The 16,175-nt window shown below is 63.9% G+C and carries 17 protein-coding genes; 5 read left to right on the top strand and 12 right to left on the bottom strand.

The genetic code is table 11. The annotated features are described in order from the left end of the window. Nucleotides 1-50 precede the first annotated feature (50 nt). The 3 genes from EOB80_RS29325 to EOB80_RS29315 form a co-directional block, all read right to left on the bottom strand. Nucleotides 51-395 carry an antibiotic biosynthesis monooxygenase gene (locus EOB80_RS29325; RefSeq protein WP_127331374.1) on the bottom strand — a complete coding sequence of 115 codons (345 nt, stop codon included), beginning with the start codon at nucleotides 393-395 and terminating at the stop codon, nucleotides 51-53. Beyond that, complete coding sequence (locus EOB80_RS29320) at nucleotides 392-724, bottom strand: NIPSNAP family protein (RefSeq protein WP_013528650.1); 333 nt, start codon at nucleotides 722-724, stop codon at nucleotides 392-394. The genes EOB80_RS29325 and EOB80_RS29320 overlap by 4 nt, the downstream gene beginning before the upstream one ends. Before the next feature lie 63 nt (nucleotides 725-787). Next, complete coding sequence (locus EOB80_RS29315) at nucleotides 788-1,003, bottom strand: DUF1127 domain-containing protein (protein ID WP_127321960.1); 216 nt, start codon at nucleotides 1,001-1,003, stop codon at nucleotides 788-790. 68 nt (nucleotides 1,004-1,071) lie between these two features. Here EOB80_RS29315 and EOB80_RS29310 point away from each other — a divergent pair, with 68 nt between their 5' ends. After that, a complete protein-coding gene (locus EOB80_RS29310) occupies nucleotides 1,072-1,746 on the top strand; it encodes a winged helix-turn-helix domain-containing protein (RefSeq protein WP_127331372.1) in 675 nt (224 codons plus the stop codon). A 12-nt stretch (nucleotides 1,747-1,758) separates the two neighbouring features. Here the strand turns inward: EOB80_RS29310 and ligD are convergent, their stop codons facing one another. Both ligD and EOB80_RS29300 read right to left on the bottom strand, forming a co-directional pair. Continuing rightward, the gene (gene ligD / locus EOB80_RS29305) at nucleotides 1,759-4,275 is read right to left on the bottom strand and encodes a DNA ligase D (RefSeq protein ID WP_127331370.1); all 2,517 of its coding nucleotides are present in this window, start codon (nucleotides 4,273-4,275) and stop codon (nucleotides 1,759-1,761) included. Between the two features lie 12 nt (nucleotides 4,276-4,287). Next, the gene (locus tag EOB80_RS29300) at nucleotides 4,288-5,157 is read right to left on the bottom strand and encodes a Ku protein (RefSeq protein WP_127331368.1); all 870 of its coding nucleotides are present in this window, start codon (nucleotides 5,155-5,157) and stop codon (nucleotides 4,288-4,290) included. Between the two features lie 378 nt (nucleotides 5,158-5,535). Between EOB80_RS29300 and EOB80_RS29295 the strand changes: the two genes are divergently transcribed. Both EOB80_RS29295 and EOB80_RS29290 read left to right on the top strand, forming a co-directional pair. After that, entirely contained in the window at nucleotides 5,536-5,676 is a 141-nt protein-coding gene (locus EOB80_RS29295; protein WP_013528645.1) for a hypothetical protein, read from the top strand. Between the two features lie 254 nt (nucleotides 5,677-5,930). Beyond that, nucleotides 5,931-6,317, top strand: a complete 387-nt coding sequence (locus EOB80_RS29290) for a DCC1-like thiol-disulfide oxidoreductase family protein (RefSeq protein ID WP_281058120.1) — start codon at nucleotides 5,931-5,933, stop codon at nucleotides 6,315-6,317. 49 nt (nucleotides 6,318-6,366) lie between these two features. Here EOB80_RS29290 and EOB80_RS29285 read toward each other — a convergent pair whose 3' ends face one another. From EOB80_RS29285 to EOB80_RS29270, 3 genes are all read right to left on the bottom strand, one after another. Beyond that, complete coding sequence (locus tag EOB80_RS29285) at nucleotides 6,367-6,750, bottom strand: DUF1850 domain-containing protein (RefSeq protein ID WP_127331364.1); 384 nt, start codon at nucleotides 6,748-6,750, stop codon at nucleotides 6,367-6,369. Then, nucleotides 6,747-8,867, bottom strand: coding sequence for a TRAP transporter permease (locus tag EOB80_RS29280; protein WP_127331362.1), 2,121 nt, complete (start codon nucleotides 8,865-8,867; stop codon nucleotides 6,747-6,749). Before EOB80_RS29280 ends, EOB80_RS29285 begins: the two co-directional genes overlap by 4 nt. 233 nt (nucleotides 8,868-9,100) lie before the next feature. After that, the gene (locus EOB80_RS29270; RefSeq protein WP_127331358.1) at nucleotides 9,101-10,060 is read right to left on the bottom strand and encodes a TAXI family TRAP transporter solute-binding subunit; all 960 of its coding nucleotides are present in this window, start codon (nucleotides 10,058-10,060) and stop codon (nucleotides 9,101-9,103) included. Between the two features lie 274 nt (nucleotides 10,061-10,334). Between EOB80_RS29270 and EOB80_RS29265 the strand changes: the two genes are divergently transcribed. Together EOB80_RS29265 and EOB80_RS29260 are read left to right on the top strand one after the other, a co-directional pair. Next, a complete protein-coding gene (locus EOB80_RS29265) occupies nucleotides 10,335-10,703 on the top strand; it encodes a YciI family protein (protein WP_127267556.1) in 369 nt (122 codons plus the stop codon). A gap of 7 nt (nucleotides 10,704-10,710) precedes the next feature. Next, a complete protein-coding gene (locus tag EOB80_RS29260; RefSeq protein ID WP_127318519.1) occupies nucleotides 10,711-11,955 on the top strand; it encodes an RNA polymerase sigma factor in 1,245 nt (414 codons plus the stop codon). A 3-nt stretch (nucleotides 11,956-11,958) separates the two neighbouring features. Here the strand turns inward: EOB80_RS29260 and EOB80_RS29255 are convergent, their stop codons facing one another. The 4 genes from EOB80_RS29255 to EOB80_RS29240 form a co-directional block, all read right to left on the bottom strand. Next, nucleotides 11,959-12,585: a glutathione S-transferase family protein gene (locus EOB80_RS29255; protein ID WP_127331356.1), complete on the bottom strand. Its 627-nt coding sequence runs from the start codon at nucleotides 12,583-12,585 to the stop codon at nucleotides 11,959-11,961. A 132-nt stretch (nucleotides 12,586-12,717) separates the two neighbouring features. After that, on the bottom strand, nucleotides 12,718-13,698 hold the full coding sequence (gene cysK / locus EOB80_RS29250) for a cysteine synthase A (protein WP_127331354.1): 981 nt from the start codon (nucleotides 13,696-13,698) through the stop codon (nucleotides 12,718-12,720). A 194-nt stretch (nucleotides 13,699-13,892) separates the two neighbouring features. Next, nucleotides 13,893-14,510 (bottom strand): LysE family translocator, encoded by a 618-nt coding sequence (locus EOB80_RS29245; RefSeq protein WP_127331352.1) that lies wholly within the window; start codon nucleotides 14,508-14,510, stop codon nucleotides 13,893-13,895. Nucleotides 14,511-14,786: 276 nt separating this feature from the next. Further along, complete coding sequence (locus EOB80_RS29240; protein WP_127331350.1) at nucleotides 14,787-16,139, bottom strand: sorbosone dehydrogenase family protein; 1,353 nt, start codon at nucleotides 16,137-16,139, stop codon at nucleotides 14,787-14,789. Between the last annotated feature and the right edge of the window lie 36 nt (nucleotides 16,140-16,175).

The raw sequence follows: 16,175 nt of genomic DNA, 5'->3' as shown, positions 1-16,175 counted from the left end.
GCCTTCGGCGACACCTTCTCCCACAGGGGGAGAAGGAAGAAACTTGCCGCTCACCCATTCACCGCCCGGCTATCCCTAGGCGCCTCGTCCCTCTCCGTCAGCCCATAGTCCCTCACCACATGGGCGATGCGCAATCGGTAGCCGGCAAAGATACCGCCACGTCCGGCCTTCTGCGCCTGCCGGTGTTCCTCGGTGTTGCGCCAGGCCTTCACGGCTTCCTCGTCGCGCCAGAATGACAGCGACAGGATGCGGGTCGGATCGGCCAGGCTCTGGAAACGCTCGATGGAAAGAAAGCCGTCGATGCCGTCGAGCAGTGGACGCAGGTCCGCGGCGATGCTCAGATAGGCGTCGCGCCGGCCTTCCGCCGGCTCGACCTCGAAGATCACGGCAATCACGGCAGCACCAGTTTCGCGTGCGGGCCTGAGGCCAGTTTCAGGAACATGCGATCCTCCTTCAGGATGAATCTCTCGCGCTTGGCGAATTCGTAGTTTGCCTTGCCGGCGGGATCGGCGGCAAGCCGGGCGCGATAGGCTTCGTAGGCCGCCAGGCTCTCGATGTTGTAGGCGGCATACGCGGTCGTCGCCGAGCCCTCATGCGGCGCGTAGTAACCGATCAGATCGGCGCCGCAGCGTGGAATGGCCTGGCCCCAATTGCGCGCATACTCCTCGAAGGCCGCCTTGCCGAACGGGTCGATCTCGTAGCGGATGAAGCAGGTGATGGTCATTGTGGTCTCCTTGGGGTGCGTCGATAGTTCGAGCGGCATCGAAACGTTGTGTCGTCTGGTCTGCTAGGGCTGCCAGAAGGACTTCGCGCATTCGCGGCGCACGTCTTGCCGCGTTAGCCCAAGATCGCGCAGCTGATGATCATCGATCTCGGCAAGGTCCAGACGCTGCAAATGGCGGTCATACCAGCGGGCCAGCAGCCGCGAACGCAGCCAGCTGACGAACGGGAAGAATTGACGGCTGGGGAGCGGGGCTGAGGGGAAAGCGGTTCGTTCGGCCATCGTCGTCTCCTTGATCTCACCTGAGAATAGTGATTATCTGACAAGAACGCTTCGATGAGGAACGAACTATGCGTGAAGGACCCGACATCGCCCGCATCGCCAGCCTGGTCGGCGACCCGGCACGGGCAAACATGCTGAATGCCCTGATGGGCGGCACGGCGCTGACGGCGAGCGAACTGGCGCTCGAGGCCGGCGTTTCGCTGCCGACCGCCAGCTCGCACCTGGGCAAACTGATGGAAGGTGGGCTGCTCACGGTGGCGAGCCAGGGCCGGCATCGCTATTACGGCCTCGCCGGACCGCAGGTGGCGGGCATGATCGAAGCCATCACAGGCGTCGCGGAAGCCGTCGGTCCAAAGCGTGTGCGCCCGGGTCCGCGCGATGGCGCCATGCGCGTGGCGCGCGTCTGCTACGATCACCTCGCCGGCGAGCAGGCGGTGGCGATGCTCGATCGGCTCGTCGCCAAAAACGTATTGGTCCGCGACGAACAGGAGATCAGGCTCGGGCCATCGGCGGCTTCGCATTTCGCGGCGATCGGCATCGACGTTTATACCAAGCCGCGCCGGCCGGTGTGCCGCGCCTGCCTCGACTGGAGCGTGCGCCGTTCGCACCTCGCCGGCACGCTGGGCGCCGCCATCCTCGAGAAGATCCTGGCCGAGAAATGGGCGCGCCGCGAGAAGGACAGCCGCGCGGTGATCTTCTCGCCGCCGGGTAGACAGGCGTTTGAGAGGGTGTTTCTGTCTTGAACGGGCGAAGCGTTAACCCCGCCTCAGAGCCTTGCCCTGCTTAAAGAAATCCGACCACGGATCGGCTTTCGCCAGCTGTTTCAGCGTAGTCTTGCCGCCGATCGGGAAAGCGTTCGGCGCCAAGCCGGCATCGATCTCTGGCCAGGTCACCGGCATCGACACGGTGGCGCCCTTCTTGGCGCGTGACGAATAGGGCGCGACCGTCGTCGAGCCCCTGCCATTGCGCAGATAGTCGACGAAGATCTTTCCCGTGCGCGCTTTTTTCGACAGCGTCGCCGTGTAGCGGTCGGGAGCACCCTGCTCCAGCGCACGGGCAAAATCATGGGCGAAGGTTTTGACCTCCTCCCAATCCGCCGCTGGTCTCAGCGGCACCATGACGTGAAAACCCTTGCCGCCCGAAGTCTTGACGAAATTCGGCAGCGACAGCTCGTCGAGCTTGCCCCTGATATCGAGTGCCGCCTCGCGGACCGCTTTCACGTCGACACCTTCATCGGGATCGAGATCGAAGATGATCTGGTCGGGCTTTTCGATCTCGTCGATCGTGCACCCCCAGATGTGGATCTCGACCACGCCATACTGGACCAATGCGGCGACACCATCGAAATCCCGGATGTACAGGATCTCCTCGCCGTCAGTCGGGTCCTTCATGCGCGCGATCTTGCCGCTCATGCCGGCCGAGGCATGTTTCTGGAAGAAACGCTGGCCGCCGACGCCGTCTGGTGCCCGCACCAGGCTGAGCGGCCGGTTGACGACAAACTGTTCCATGCGCGGCCAAACCTGCGCGTAATGGTCGAGCAGGCCCTGCTTGGATATGTTTTCGTCCGGCCACAGCAGCTTGTCGGGATGCGAGAGTTTTACCGTGGTCGTCATCGATCCGGCGGCTGTGCCACCCGATGCCGGCTTGGCCGTGCTCTTGCCTGTCGATGGCTTGCCTGTCGACGCTTTGGGCTTTTCCTGCACGACTTCCTCCGCCGGCTTGTCCTCGCGCAATCCCTGGAACGAGGCGTGGCGTATTATACGGTCCGAGGTCCAGCTGCGAAACTCCACTTCGCCGACAAGTTCGGGCTTGACCCAGACCAGGCCCTTGCCCTTCGGCACCGCGGTGGAGAAGGGCGATGTTTTTGCCGTCAATGCATCGAGTTTTGCCTTCAGCTCATTGGCGCCCTTGCCGGAGAAACCAGTGCCGACGCGCCCGGCATAATGCAGCTTGCCGCCCTCGTGGAAGCCGACCAGGATCGAGCGCAGTCCGCGCCCGGTCTTGTCCGACGGCAGGTAGCCGCCGATGACGAATTCCTGCCGCGCCGTGCATTTCGATTTGACCCAGGTCGGGCCGCGGCCGCTGCGATAGGGTGCATCGGCACGCTTAGAGACAACGCCTTCCAGGCCCATCCGGCAGGCATGCTCCAGCATGATCTTGCCGGGTTCGGAAAAGTGGTCGCTGAAGCGGACCGCCGGATTGTCGGAGTGCTTGCCGAGCAAATCCTGCAAGGCCTGCTTGCGCTCGACCAGCGGCTCGCGGCGCAAATCCCGTCCATCGAGGCGCATCAAATCGAATACGTAATAGATGAAGCGATTTGTCCGCTTCGCCGACAGATCCTGTTGCAACAGCGCGAAAGACGAGACGCCGCTGTCGGCCAGCACGACCACCTCGCCATCGATGATGGCGTCGCTGCACTTCAGCCCGGCCAGCTCCGCGACGATCTCTCCTCCGAATTTCTTCGTCCAGTCGAGGCCGGTGCGGGTCAGCAGCCGCACGTCGGTGCCGGCTATCTGTGCCTGCATGCGATAGCCGTCGAACTTCACCTCATGCAGCCAGTCCTTGCCCGGCGGCGCATCGCGCTCCAGCGTGGCCAGCTGCGGCTCGATGAAGTCGAGTTTCTTGCCCGCGGCCTTCGTCTTGCCGGCGGCCGGCTTGTTGGAATGCCAGACTTTCGGCTTCTCACCCTTCGCGGTCTTGCCCTCGCCGACCTCCTCGATGGTCAGACCCGATTTCACCGATTCCGGCGCCTCCTTGAGGATGTCCTCGCCCGGACGCGCAGCGGCATCGTCCGACTTGATCAGCAGCCAGTTGTCGCGCTTTTCACCCGCGCGGGGTTTCAGCCGCACCAGGTGCCAGAGACCATGCAGCTTGTGTCCCTTGAGCTCGAAGCTGATATGGCCCTTCTTCATCGCCTTCGCCGGGTCGATCTCGGGGGTCCAGGTGCCCTCGTCCCAGACGATGACCGAACCGCCGCCATATTCGCCTTTGGGAATGGTGCCCTCGAACGGCGCATAGTCGATCGGGTGATCCTCGACATGCACGGCCAGTCGCTTCTCATGCGGATCAAGGCTCGGGCCGCGCGTCACCGCCCAGCTCCACAGCACGCCGTCATGCTCGAGCCGCAGGTCGTAATGCAGCCGCGTCGCGGCATGCTTGTGGATGACGAAGATGCCGCCGACCTCGCTCTTCTTGGTCCGGGCGACCTTGCCGGCCGGTTCGGCGGTTTTCTTGAAATCGCGCTTGGAGTGATATTGTTCTAGGCTGGCCATTCGTTGGTGTCCTCAGGCCGATTTGCGTTTCGGCGCGCCGGCTTTCGGCTTGGCGCGTTTGGCCGCCGGCTTGGCTTTCGCCGACGAAGACGTTTTCGATGATCCGGAATCCGACAGGCTCTTCTTCAGCGCGTCGAACAGATTGACGACATTGGAAGGTTTGGGCGCCGCCTTGGCCTTCGGCGCCTTGTGGCCGGCCTTCTTGGCGCGGATCAGTTCCAGCAGCGCGTCCTCGTATTTGTCGTCAAATTTCGAGGGATCGAACTTCGTCTTCTTCTTGTCGATGATCAACTCGGCGAGGTCGGTCATCTCCTGATCGGTCTTCACCGACTCGATGTCGCCGAAGACGGTGTCCGGTTGGCGCACCGTGTTGTCGTAGCGCAGCGTCGTCAGCACCATGCCTTTGCCGAGCGGCTCGATAACCAGCGGCCGTTCGCGTCGGTAGAGCACGATACGCGCCAACCCGGCCATCTTCTTGCCCGCCATCGCGTCGCGAATGACGGCGAACGCTTCTTCCGACACCTTGTCGGCCGGGGCGACATAATAGGGCGTATCGAGATAGATCTGCTGGATCGAAGCTTTGTCGACGAAACCGTCGAGCGCCATCGTGTGCGAGGATTCGATCTGCACCGCCTCGATCTCGTCTTCCTCGATATGGATGAAATCGCCATCGTCGAGTTCATAGCCCTTGATCTCGTCATCCTCCCCCAGAGGCTTGCCGGTTTTGGCATCGACATAGAGGCGCTTCACCGTGTTGCCGGTCGTGCGGTTGAGAATCCGAAACGAGACCCGCTCCGTGTGGGTGACGACATTGGTGAGTTCGACGGCACAGGTGACCAGCGAAAGCTTCAAATAGCCTTTCCAGGCCGGACGCGGCGCCATGATATCTTCCCTTCCAGAACCAGATGCAGGTGAGAACGGACAGACCGCGCTCCAGTTCCGCGCTCCGGCGCCGGTTTGGATTCCAAGGGCCGCTTCGAGTGGTTCTGGCTGCCAGCATGGAAATTTCGCGACGCCACAAAAGTTGAAACAGAACCGCGTGCGCGCGACATTCAAACGAAACATATGTGATGCAAAAGTCACATTGGCCGGAATGCCGGCCAACTGCACGGAAAGACCCCGAATCAGCCGCAATCCAGCCACGAAGCAAGGCATTTTCGACCAGATATTAACATCACGTTCACCGACTATTCACGCCTCGACGCTATGATGACCGCAATTCGGAAGGGACATCCGAAAATCGGGACAGGGACAAGGGTAATGAACTTCCTCGCGCACCTCATCGGCTATGCCGCCGCCATCCGCGAATTCGTCGCGCCGACCTATCGGCCCGAGCGCTATTACATGCGCGGCCCCGGCCCTGCTTGCGCCCGTCGCGGCAACTCGCTGGGCGCGCACTGATCATGGCTTTCGAAAATCGCCACAACAGCAGGATCTGCAGGCCGGCCGCCTCTACCCGCGCCACCACCTATCGCGCCGAGCGTCCCGCTCTCGCCGACAGGCGCCGTGCGACATCGCCACGGCTTTGATACCGACGCTGGCCGGCTTAGTGTCATAGGACACGAGCAGCCGAGGCCAGCGTGACCGACCATTCCCAACCCAGTCGACTTCAGTCAAATCGTCCCTCCGGAACAACTCTCGACGCACGCCATCGATTGATCGTTTTCGATGGCGTCTGCGTGCTCTGCTCAGGCTTCGTGCGCATGGTGGTCAGGCTCGATCGCCAAGGCCGTTTCCGCTTCGCCACCGCGCAGTCGCTTTTCGGTGAAACGCTGTTTCGGAAGCATGGACTGCGCACGGACTCTTACGAAACCAACCTCGTCCTGATCGACGGCGTCGCCTTCACGCGGCTCGACAGCTTCGTCGCTGTCATGGCGGAACTCGGCTGGCCCTGGCGGGCGGCAAAAACGCTGCTGCTGCTGCCGCGCCCGCTGCGCGACTGGCTCTATGAGCGCGTTGCCAGGAATCGCAACGCGCTGTTCGGCAGGAAGGACAGCTGCGAGGTTCCTTCTCCGGAGCTGCGCGAGCGGTTCCTTGACTGAGGATGTGGCTGCTGGAGAACGAGCCGCCGCTCAGCGCATTGATCGGGCGTTATCGCGGTTGGCTCGAACCGGTGGATTCGCACGGCTTCAGCACGATCGCGTCGCCGGCCCCCTTGCCCAATTCCCGGCAGCCTTGAACCGAGCACAGCGTCCAGCCGTCGCCGGTTGCGCCGGAGGCGGCGAGTATGACGCGCCGCTGTGGGCCGACCGTGGGCGTATAGGCCCACCAGCTATTCTTCAGCACCGCGCCTTCCGGTGGCTCCATGCCGGCGCCCGAGCCCTTGACCCGCGCCTCGACCAACTGCAGGCCGATAGGCGTGACCTTCCAGTCTTCCTCCCAACGCGTCCGTTCCACCGAATGCGTCCAGGACAGCGTAAAGGCGGCGACGGAGAACGTCACCATCTTGCCGGCGGCCAGGATGCAAAGGCTCATGTTTTGACTGAAGCCTGCCGCGCACGAAAGCAGTGCCAGCCGATCCAGGCCAGCGCCAGCGCCCAGCCGGCCTCGTCGGTCAGCGGTACCGCGGCGACCAGAAGCACGCCGGCGGCGAAGGCAAGCAGGCGTTCCCACCCCGCCATGCGGCGGGCGAGAAAGCCGACGGCGGCGGCACCCCACAGCACGATGCCCATGCAGGCCTTGGCGACGATGTAGGCGACCTCGACGGGATAGCCGAACTGGGCGGCGATCGGCCCGGCGTCCTGCAGCATCAGAGCCGGCGTGTAGACCGCCATGAACGGCACGACGAAGCCGGCAATGGCGAGTTTAGTCGCCTGGATGCCGATCTTCAGGCCACTTTCCCTAGCCATGGGTGCCGCGGCAAAGGCGGCCAGCGCCACTGGCGGCGTCAGATCGGCCATGATGCCGAAATAGAAGACGAACATGTGGCTGACCAGCAGCGGCACGCCAAGCTCGAGCAGCGCCGGCCCGGCCAGCGACGAGGTGATGATGTAGTTGGGAATGGTCGGGATGCCCATGCCCAGCACCAGGCAGGTGAGCATGGTCAGCAACAGCGACAGGAACAGATTGTTCTCGCCGATGGAGATGATCCAGCCGATGAAGGTCGAAGCGATGCCGGTCAGCGTCAGCGTGCCGATGACGATGCCGACGATGGCGCAGGCAATGCCGACCGGCAGCGCGTTCTTCGCCCCTTCTGCGAGAGAGTCGACACAGATTTGCAACGTCTCGCGGCCGCCCCTGAACGTGAAGCAGGCGACGACCAGTGCGGCGATCACCAGGCCGAGGAGGTTGACGCCGAACTTCATGAACGAAGCGGCGGCAAGCCCGAGCGCTATCCAGAAGACGATGCGGAAGGCGAGCGGTCCGATCGCTGCCGCCAGCGGCGTGCCGAGGATGAGCACGATGGTCAGCGCCAGGCCCATCGTGCCGGCGAAGATCGGCGTGTAGCCGGCAAACAGCAGGTAGATGAGCGCTGCCAGCGGCAGCACCAGCGGCCAGTGTTGCCGCACCGCGTCCCACGGGTTGGGCAGCTCGGCCTTGGCCATGCCGTGCAGGCCGGCCTTGCCGGCTTCCAGATGCACCTGCCAGAAGCACGCGCCGAAATAGAGCAGCGCCGGGATGATCGCCGCCTTGACCACATCGGCATAAGGCACGTTCAGCGTCTCGGCCATGATGAAGGCGACCGCGCCCATCACCGGCGGCATGATCTGGCCGCCCATGGAGGAGGTCGCCTCGACGGCACCGGCAAAGGCCGAGCGGAAGCCGAAGCGCTTCATCAGCGGGATGGTGAACTGGCCGCTGGCCACCACATTGGCGACGCCCGAGCCGGAAATGGTGCCCATCAGCGCCGACGACAGCACGCAGACCTGCGCCGGGCCGCCGCGCCATGTGCCGACAAGGCCCAGCGCGAAATCGTTGAACAGCGCGATCATGCCGGCGCGTTCGAGAAAGGCGGCAAAGACAACGAAGATGAAGATGTAGGCGGCCGAGACATAGATCGGCGTGCCGTAGATGCCTTCGGTGCCGTAGGCGAAGGTGTCGACCAGCTGGGCGAAATCATAGCCGCGATGGACGAGCGGCGGCGGCAGATGGTTGCCGAAAAAGCAGTAGGCGAGGAAGATGAAGGCGATGATCGCCAGCGGCAGCCCCATCAGCCGCCGCGCCGCCTCGAAGACCAGCACCACCAGCACCGCGCCGACGATGAGATCCGGCGTGGTCAGGAAGCCGGAGCGGCGGATGAGGTCGGTGTAGAACACCCAATTGTACAGGCCGGTGCCGAAGCCGAGCGCGCCGAGCGACCAGAATATGGCCTTGGCCGGCAGGCTCTTGGTTCGCAGATTGGCGATCAGGCCGAAGCCGAGCAGCAGCAGGAAGCCGACATGCATCGCCCGCACCACCTGGCTCGGAATGCTGCCATAGGCGGCGACATAGATCTGGAACACGGAAAAGGCGACGGCGATGAGAAAGGCGGCCTTGCCGGCGATGCCGTCGCCGAAGCCGGGTGGCAGGCCTTCGACCTGTTCTTCGACGGCAGGCAGATGGAAGGTGGCGGATTTGCCGTCGGTCGTTATTCCAGACGATGCTTCGCTCATCCAACGGTCCCCAGAAGGAGCGAAGTGTAGTGCGAGGCGCCCCCCCCTGTCCTGCCGGACATCTCCCCCTCGAGGGGGGAGATCAGCAGCGTTGGTGTCTGCGCACGTTCTGCAACGTTAGCGATTGGCGAAAGGTGTGGTGACGGCCAATCTCCCCCCTTGAGGAGGAGATGCCCGGCAGGGCAGAGGGGGGCGCCTGGCGAGTGCATCTCAGATCGCCGAGCCATGCTCCGCTACTTCAACAAGCCCTTCTCCTTGTAATAACGCTCAGCACCGGGGTGCAGCGGCACCGGCATGCCGGCCAGCGCCTTGGCCGGGTCGATCGCCTTGGCGGCGGCATGGGCCGCGGCCAGTTGGTCGAGATGGTCGAATATCAGCTTGGTCATCTGATAGGCGGTCTCGTCGGAGACATCGGCGCGGGTGATGAGGAAATTGCCGACGGCGGCGGTGGCGACATCCTCGCTCTGGCCCTCATAGGTACCCTTGGGAATGACCACCGAAAGATAGGGCGAGCCGATCTTCGCAACATCCTCGGCCGGCACCGCCACGACATTGATCGGCACGGAGGTGGCGAGGTCGCGGATCGAGGCGACGCCGAGCCCGGCCGATTGCAGCGTGGCGTCGAGCTGCCGGTTTTTGATCAGCTCGACCGATTCGGCGAAGGGCAGGTATTCGACCCGGCCGAGATCCTCGTATTTCAGCCCCGCGGCGGCGAAGATCGCGCGCGCATTGAGTTCGGTGCCCGACGCCGGTGCGCCGACCGACAGGCTCTTGCCCTTGAGGTCGGCCAGCGTCTTGATGCCGGACTCCTGGCTGGCGACAATCTGGATGTAATTGGGATAGATGGCGGCGATGCCGCGCAATTTGTCGAGCTTGCCTGGGAAACCGGCCTCGGCATTGCCTTCGGCGGCCATCTTGACGGAATCGCCGAGCGCAAAGGCGATCTCGCCCTTGCCCTGCTGCAGCAGATTGAGGTTTTCAACCGAAGCCTTGGTCGCCTGCACCTGGGTGCGCGCGCCTTCGATGCCCTTGCCGTAGATTTCCGAAAGCGCCACGCCGAGCGGATAATAGACGCCGGATGTGCCGCCGGTCAGCACGTTGATGAATTCCTGGGCCTTGGCTGAGACAGCGCCCAGGCCAAGTGAAAGCGCCACCGCGCCGGCCGCAACGAATTTCGTTCTGAAATGCAACATCTGATCTCCTCCCTGGAATATCGACGACCGCACCGCCTCCCTGGATGCGAACCGGGGCGAGTTTAGACAGCGGGCCGCAAATGCCAACCCGCAATTGTGCTCGTTAGACGAACGGTTGAGGGATCAGGGTGACGGATCCGGAAAGAGATGGCGGCTTGCGCTAAAAGCCATCGGAGTCGAAAGTTTTTTCGAGCGGCCTGTCGAAATCGGATGCTGCCGCGCGACATACGTCCGGCTCGCAACGACGCGGCCTTCGAAACAACGGGAGAAGACCATGCGATACATGATTTTGATTTACGCCGACGAAGCCGCGATGGCGAATGCCCCGGCCGAGGCGACCTACCAGATGAGTGCCGCCTATGGCGCCTATACTGAGGCCCTGAAGAAATCCGGCGCGTGGCTGGCCGGTGACCGGCTGCGCCCGAGTCAGGCGACCACCTCGGTTAGGGTGGCTGGTGGCAAGACCAACGTCCTCGACGGCCCCTATGCTGACACCAAGGAGCAGCTTGCAGGCTTCTACATGATCGAGGCCGCGGATGCCGACGCCGCGATCGCCTGGGCGGCGCGCTGCCCGGCGGCCAGCGCCGGCACTGTCGAGCTGCGGCCGATCTGGGAACTGACCGAGTACCTGTCTGAGAAATGACGATGTGATGGACAGTCGCTCCGAGACCGCCCGGGCGGCCGCCGAGGCTGCCGCCCGGCAGAGCTACGGCAAGCTGGTCGCCTGGCTCGCTGCGCGTACGCGCGACGTGGCCGCCGCCGAGGACGCGCTGGCCGATGCCTTTGCCGCCGCCCTCGAGCGCTGGCCGCGAACCGGCGTGCCGGAAAAGCCGGAAGCCTGGCTGCTGGCGGTGGCGCGGCGGCGCCGTGTCGATGCGGTGCGGCGGCGGCTCACCAGCGAGGCCGGTCGCGAGCATCTCAAGCTGATTGCGCAGGAGGCGGAGGCACGCATGACCGAGGAAGACCTGCCCGACGATCGGCTGCGGCTGATGTTCGCTTGCGCCCATCCGGCGATCGAATCGAGCGTGCGTTCGCCGCTCATTCTGCAGACGGTGCTGGGGTTCGACGCCGCGACGATCGCCTCCGCCTTCCTGGTCTCGCCCGCAACCATGGGCCAGCGCCTGGTGCGGGCCAAGAGCCGCATCCGTGAAACCGGCATTCCGTTCCGCGTGCCGGAGCGGGCCGAACTCGGCGAAAGGCTGGACGCGGTGCTGGAGGCGATCTATGCCGCCTTCGCCGAAGGCTGGTCCGATCCGGCCGGCACCGAAACGCGGCGCCGCAACCTGGCGACCGAAGGCATCTGGCTCGGCCGGCTGGTGGCCTCGCTGATGCCGGAGGAACCGGAGGCACTGGGCCTGTTGTCGCTGATGCTGTTTGCCGAGTCTCGCCGCGCCGCACGGCGCAGCGCCGAAGGCGACTTCGTGCCGTTGGCGGAGCAGGATTGCCTTCTATGGGACCGTGCCCTCATCGAAGAGGCGGAAGCGCTGCTTTCCCACGCAGCGGCCAAGGGCGTCATCGGCCGCTACCAGCTTGAGGCGGCCGTGCAGTCCGCGCATGCGGCACGAAGGCTCACCGGCCGCACCGACTGGGTGGCAATCCAGGAACTCTACGACGCGCTGCTTTCGATCGCAGGATCGCCGGTGGTGGCGATAAACCGCGCGGTGGCGATCGCCGAGGCCGAGGGCGCAGTGGCCGGATTGGCGGCTCTTTACGTGCTGGGCGACGACAAGCGGCTTGACGAGTACCAGCCCTATTGGGCCGCACGCGCCGGTCTCCTGGCCAGGCTTGGTCAGGTACCGCAAGCCTGCGAAGCCTATGACCGGGCGATCGGCCTCGAGCGCGACCCGGCGGTGCGCCGGTTCCTGCAAGGAAAAAGAGCGGTGCTCAGAAATTGAGCTTCAGCCCGGCCACATCTCGTGCGAGGTGTTGAGCGTCTTCATCAGCGGATGGTCGCGCAGCCGCGCCCACAGGCGTTCGATGTTCGGCCATGCCGTCCGCGCGCTGTCGATGTCGGGATACCAGGCCGCCAGCATGACCAGATAGATGTCGGCCAGCGACATCCGGTCACCGACCAGCCAGTCACGGCCTTCGAGCGCGGCATCGAGAACGGCAAAGCCGCGGTCCATCTCGGCCACGGCCGCCTGCTTGACCGCCTTGGTGCCTTCGGGATCGGCAGTGTAGCGGTATGCGTAGTAGAAACGCAGCACCGCCGAATAGAGCACAGACGACATAAAGGCCATCCAGCGCAGGAAATCCGCGCGGGCAGGCGCTTCTGCTCCCGGCGCCAAATTGGCGTCGGGGTGGCGCTCGGCAAGCACGATGCAGATCGCTGCGGATTCGGTCATCGAGCTTCCGTCGGGCAAGGTCAGCACCGGCACCTGGTTCAACGGACTGATGTCGAGGAAGGCGGGATCGGGCCGGTCGGTCTTCGGCACGTCGATCTGCTCAAATGGTACATTGGCCAGCGCCAGCGCCGCCTCGACCACGAAGCCGCCGCTGCCGGGACGGGTATAAAGCTTGTACATAAATTCTCCCCCGGCCCGCGCGCAAAGCAGGCCGGGGGAGATATGAACCGGAAGCGGTGTGGCGCTCAAGCCGCTGATGGCGGCCACGGGTGTTTTTTCAGCGGGCCAGCTTGGTCACGAAGAAGCGTCGGATTACGATCCCAGCCCCTCGAACAGGATTGTCGACAGGTAACGCTCGGCGAAGGACGGGATGACCACCACAAGATTTTTGCCCTTGTTCTCCGGCCGCGAGCCGACGACGATGGCCGCCTGCAGGGCGGCGCCCGAAGAGATGCCGACCGGCACGCCTTCGAGGCGGGCGACGAGGCGGGCATTGGCCACGGAATCCTCGTTCGACACTTTGACGATCTCGTCATAGATCGTCGTGTCGAGGATTTTGGGCGCAAAGCCGGCGCCGATGCCCTGGATCTTGTGCGGGCCGGGCTGGCCGCCCGACAGAACAGGCGAGGAGTCCGGCTCGACGGCGACGACATGCACGGAGGGCTTGCGCTTCTTCAGCACCTGGCCGACGCCGGTGATGGTGCCGCCGGTGCCGATGCCCGCGACGAAGATATCGACCTCGCCCTGCGTATCGTTCCAGATTTCCTCGGCCGTCGTCGTGCGGTGGATTTCCGGATTGGCTGGGTTCTCGAACTGCTGCGGGATGATCGCATTGGGGATCGTCGCTGCCAGTTCGTCGGCCTTGGCGATGGCGCCCTTCATACCTTTTGGGCCTTCTGTCAGCACCAGCTCCGCGCCGAGCAGCGCCAGCATTTTCCGGCGCTCGATCGACATCGTTTCGGGCATCGTCAGGATCAGCTTGTAGCCCTTGGCGGCAGCGGCGAAGGCAAGCGCGATGCCGGTGTTGCCCGACGTCGGTTCGATCAGCGTGGTCTTGCCGGGAGAGATCTTGCCCGACGCCTCCAGCGCCTCGATCATCGCCACGCCGATGCGGTCCTTGACCGAGGCGATCGGGTTGAAGAATTCGAGCTTGGCGATGAGATTGGCGACGATGCCCTTTTCCCGGGCGAACTTGTCGAGCCGCACCAGGGGCGTATCGCCGATCGTGTCGGTGATGGAATCGTAGACGCGGCCGCGGCCGGGCACGCGGGCTGATGTGGCGGGCTTCTTCATTTGTTTCGCTCCCAGAACTTCAGGCGAGTAAGGATTTCAGGCAAGTGGAATTGCAGGCAAGATAGGACCTTCGACCGTGCAAGATAGACTGTCGCTTGAAAATATCCGAGTGGGACCTGTGTCTAAAACAGTGCCGTCTCGGAAAAGCATTTCCCGCAAAGGCCTGTTTGCGAAATGCTTTGGCCGAAAGCTCGCTATTGGCGGGCGGCAATCGCTGCAGCGGCACCGACCATGAAGCCGGCAGCCGTGCGGTTCAGCGCCTTGAGCGCGCGCGGAGATTTCAGGAACCAGCGCGCCTTGGCAGCCAGCGCAAGATACGGCACCAGCACCACCAACAGCACCACAACGGTCAGCGCGACGAGGATACCGTAGTCTGCCAGCGTGATGGTTTTCAGGTCGACGATGGTCGGCGTGATGGCGAGATAGAAGATCATCGTCTTCGGATTGCCGAGCGTGACAGTCAGGCCGGCGGCAAAGCTCGACAGCAATCCCGCCCTGCCCGTTCGGGCCTCGACGGTCTCGGGCGTGATGCCGCTGTTCCAGAAGCGCCAGCCGAGGAAGGCGAGATAGGCGACGCCGAGCCATTTGATGGCGAGAAAGACCATGCCGAAACTCTGCGCGACGAAGGCGAGGCCCAACACCACGGCGGTCAGGTAGGTGATGTCGCCAACCATCAGGCCAAACGACATCGCCAGCGATGAGCGAAAGCCGGAGCCGAGCGCACGCGCGACAAGCGCGGTGATACCGGGACCGGGAATTGCGGCGGCGATGCCGAGCGCGGCACTGTAGGCGAGGAATCCGGTGAGGGTCATGGCATTCGTCTCAGATCAGAGCGCTTATCGCATGGGATCGGCCAAGATTGAATTCCCTGGGGTCGGATTCTATTGCACCAGATATCGGGGGCCTCGCCTTACGAAGCCCCTCATCCGGCCGCTTCGCGGCCACCTTCTCCCCGAGGGGAGAAAGACGGGCGCCAGCGCCTGCTGACTCCTCTCCCCTCGGGGAGAAGGTCGGATTGCCCCGAATTGCTGTTGCAATTCGGTTTTGGCAATCCGGGTGAGGGGGCTGTGCGGTCCAGGTAAAATTGCTCAGGAGCGACCGTCGCCATGGGTGACACGCCAGATGGTGCCGTTGCCGTCCTCGCTGACGATCAGCGCGCCGTCGTTCGCCACCGCTACGCCGACCGGCCGGCCCCAGACCTCGCCGTTGGAGACGACGAAGCCGGTGATGAAATCCTCATATTCGCCGGTCGGCTTGCCGTCCTTGAACAGCAATCGCACCACCTTGTAGCCGGTCCGGTTGCCGCGGTTCCATGAACCGTGCAGAGCGACGAAAGCATCGCCCTTGTATTCGGCCGGAAAGCTCTTCCCTTCGTAGAAGGCGATGTTGAGCGGAGCCGAATGCGCCTGCATCAGCACATCGGGAACGGTCGTTTTGCCGGCAAGATCGGGGCGCTCACCCTTGTGGCGCGGATCCTCATTGTCGCCAATATAGTACCAGGGCCAGCCATAGAAGGCGCCCTCCTTGACCACGGTCGCGTATTCGGGCGGCACATTGTCGCCAAGCGCATCGCGTTCGTTGACGACGCACCACAGCGCGCCGGTCGCCGGCTGCACGGTCATACCCGAGCAGTTGCGCAGGCCGGTGGCAAGGATGCGGCCGTTCTTGCCATCGGGATCGAAGGCCAGGACGCCGGCGCGGCCGTCCTCGGATCCCCATGTGGCGCCGAGCGGCTGCGACTTCGCCCAGGCATCGAGGCCGCCCTTCGGTTCCTTGCCCATGCGCTCGGCGACATTCGATCCCGAGCCGACCGACAGATAAAGCGTCTTGCCATCAGGCGAGAAGGCGATGTCGCGGGTCCAGTGATGATTGGCCGGGATGTTGCCGACGATGGTTTCCGGATCGCCGGAGGCCTTCAGGTCGCCATTGCGGTAGGCAAAGCGCACGATGCTGTCGCTATTGGCGACATAGACCCATTGCGGGTCAGCGCCCGGCGGATAGAAGGCAATGCCATAGGGCCGTTTGAGACTGCCGGCAAAGATGCCGTCCTGCACAGGGCTCGCACCGCCTTCGGCGAGGCGATAGATGCGGACCTGGTTGGCTTTGCTGTCGGCGACGAACAGGTCGCCGTTCGGCGCGACGCGCACGACGCGTGGATTGTCGATGCCGGATGCAACCAGCTCGGCCGAGAATCCCGGCGGCAGTTGCAGCTTCGCGTCTGCCGGCATGTCCGCAACGCCGGCGCTGTTAGAGGTCGATCTGTTGGCATAGGGTTTAGGCAGATCATCCGACCTGATCAGCCGGCGTGTGCCCGGCTTGTCCGCTCGCCAGTCGCCGAAGGCGTCCGCACCTTTCAGCGCCGGCTCGTCCGCCTGCTGGGCGAATGAAGCGGTCGAGAGAAACAGTGCGGCGGAAAGTGCGGGGCCGGCAAAACGCATCATTCGGTCCTCCAATGTTTGGCGTGAAAACAGGAACGA

This window comes from Mesorhizobium sp. M7A.F.Ca.MR.245.00.0.0 (assembly GCF_003997415.1).
Lineage (GTDB): Bacteria > Pseudomonadota > Alphaproteobacteria > Rhizobiales > Rhizobiaceae > Mesorhizobium.
This window is presented reverse-complemented; position numbering and strand designations above follow the sequence as displayed.

Excerpts from the sequence above, each read along its gene's own strand:
- EOB80_RS29300 (WP_127331368.1), bottom strand. The coding sequence starts at position 5,157 with ATGGCGCCGCGTCCGGCCTGGAAAGGCTATTTGAAGCTTTCGCTGGTC.
- EOB80_RS29245 (WP_127331352.1), bottom strand. The coding sequence starts at position 14,510 with ATGACCCTCACCGGATTCCTCGCCTACAGTGCCGCGCTCGGCATCGCC.
- EOB80_RS29260 (WP_127318519.1), top strand. The coding sequence starts at position 10,711 with ATGGACAGTCGCTCCGAGACCGCCCGGGCGGCCGCCGAGGCTGCCGCC.
- EOB80_RS29240 (WP_127331350.1), bottom strand. The coding sequence starts at position 16,139 with ATGATGCGTTTTGCCGGCCCCGCACTTTCCGCCGCACTGTTTCTCTCG.
- ligD (WP_127331370.1), bottom strand. The coding sequence starts at position 4,275 with ATGGCCAGCCTAGAACAATATCACTCCAAGCGCGATTTCAAGAAAACC.
- cysK (WP_127331354.1), bottom strand. The coding sequence starts at position 13,698 with ATGAAGAAGCCCGCCACATCAGCCCGCGTGCCCGGCCGCGGCCGCGTC.
- EOB80_RS29310 (WP_127331372.1), top strand. The coding sequence starts at position 1,072 with ATGCGTGAAGGACCCGACATCGCCCGCATCGCCAGCCTGGTCGGCGAC.
- EOB80_RS29295 (WP_013528645.1), top strand. The coding sequence starts at position 5,536 with ATGAACTTCCTCGCGCACCTCATCGGCTATGCCGCCGCCATCCGCGAA.
- EOB80_RS29270 (WP_127331358.1), bottom strand. The coding sequence starts at position 10,060 with ATGTTGCATTTCAGAACGAAATTCGTTGCGGCCGGCGCGGTGGCGCTT.
- EOB80_RS29320 (WP_013528650.1), bottom strand. The coding sequence starts at position 724 with ATGACCATCACCTGCTTCATCCGCTACGAGATCGACCCGTTCGGCAAG.
- EOB80_RS29280 (WP_127331362.1), bottom strand. The coding sequence starts at position 8,867 with ATGAGCGAAGCATCGTCTGGAATAACGACCGACGGCAAATCCGCCACC.
- EOB80_RS29285 (WP_127331364.1), bottom strand. The coding sequence starts at position 6,750 with ATGAGCCTTTGCATCCTGGCCGCCGGCAAGATGGTGACGTTCTCCGTC.
- EOB80_RS29265 (WP_127267556.1), top strand. The coding sequence starts at position 10,335 with ATGCGATACATGATTTTGATTTACGCCGACGAAGCCGCGATGGCGAAT.
- EOB80_RS29255 (WP_127331356.1), bottom strand. The coding sequence starts at position 12,585 with ATGTACAAGCTTTATACCCGTCCCGGCAGCGGCGGCTTCGTGGTCGAG.
- EOB80_RS29315 (WP_127321960.1), bottom strand. The coding sequence starts at position 1,003 with ATGGCCGAACGAACCGCTTTCCCCTCAGCCCCGCTCCCCAGCCGTCAA.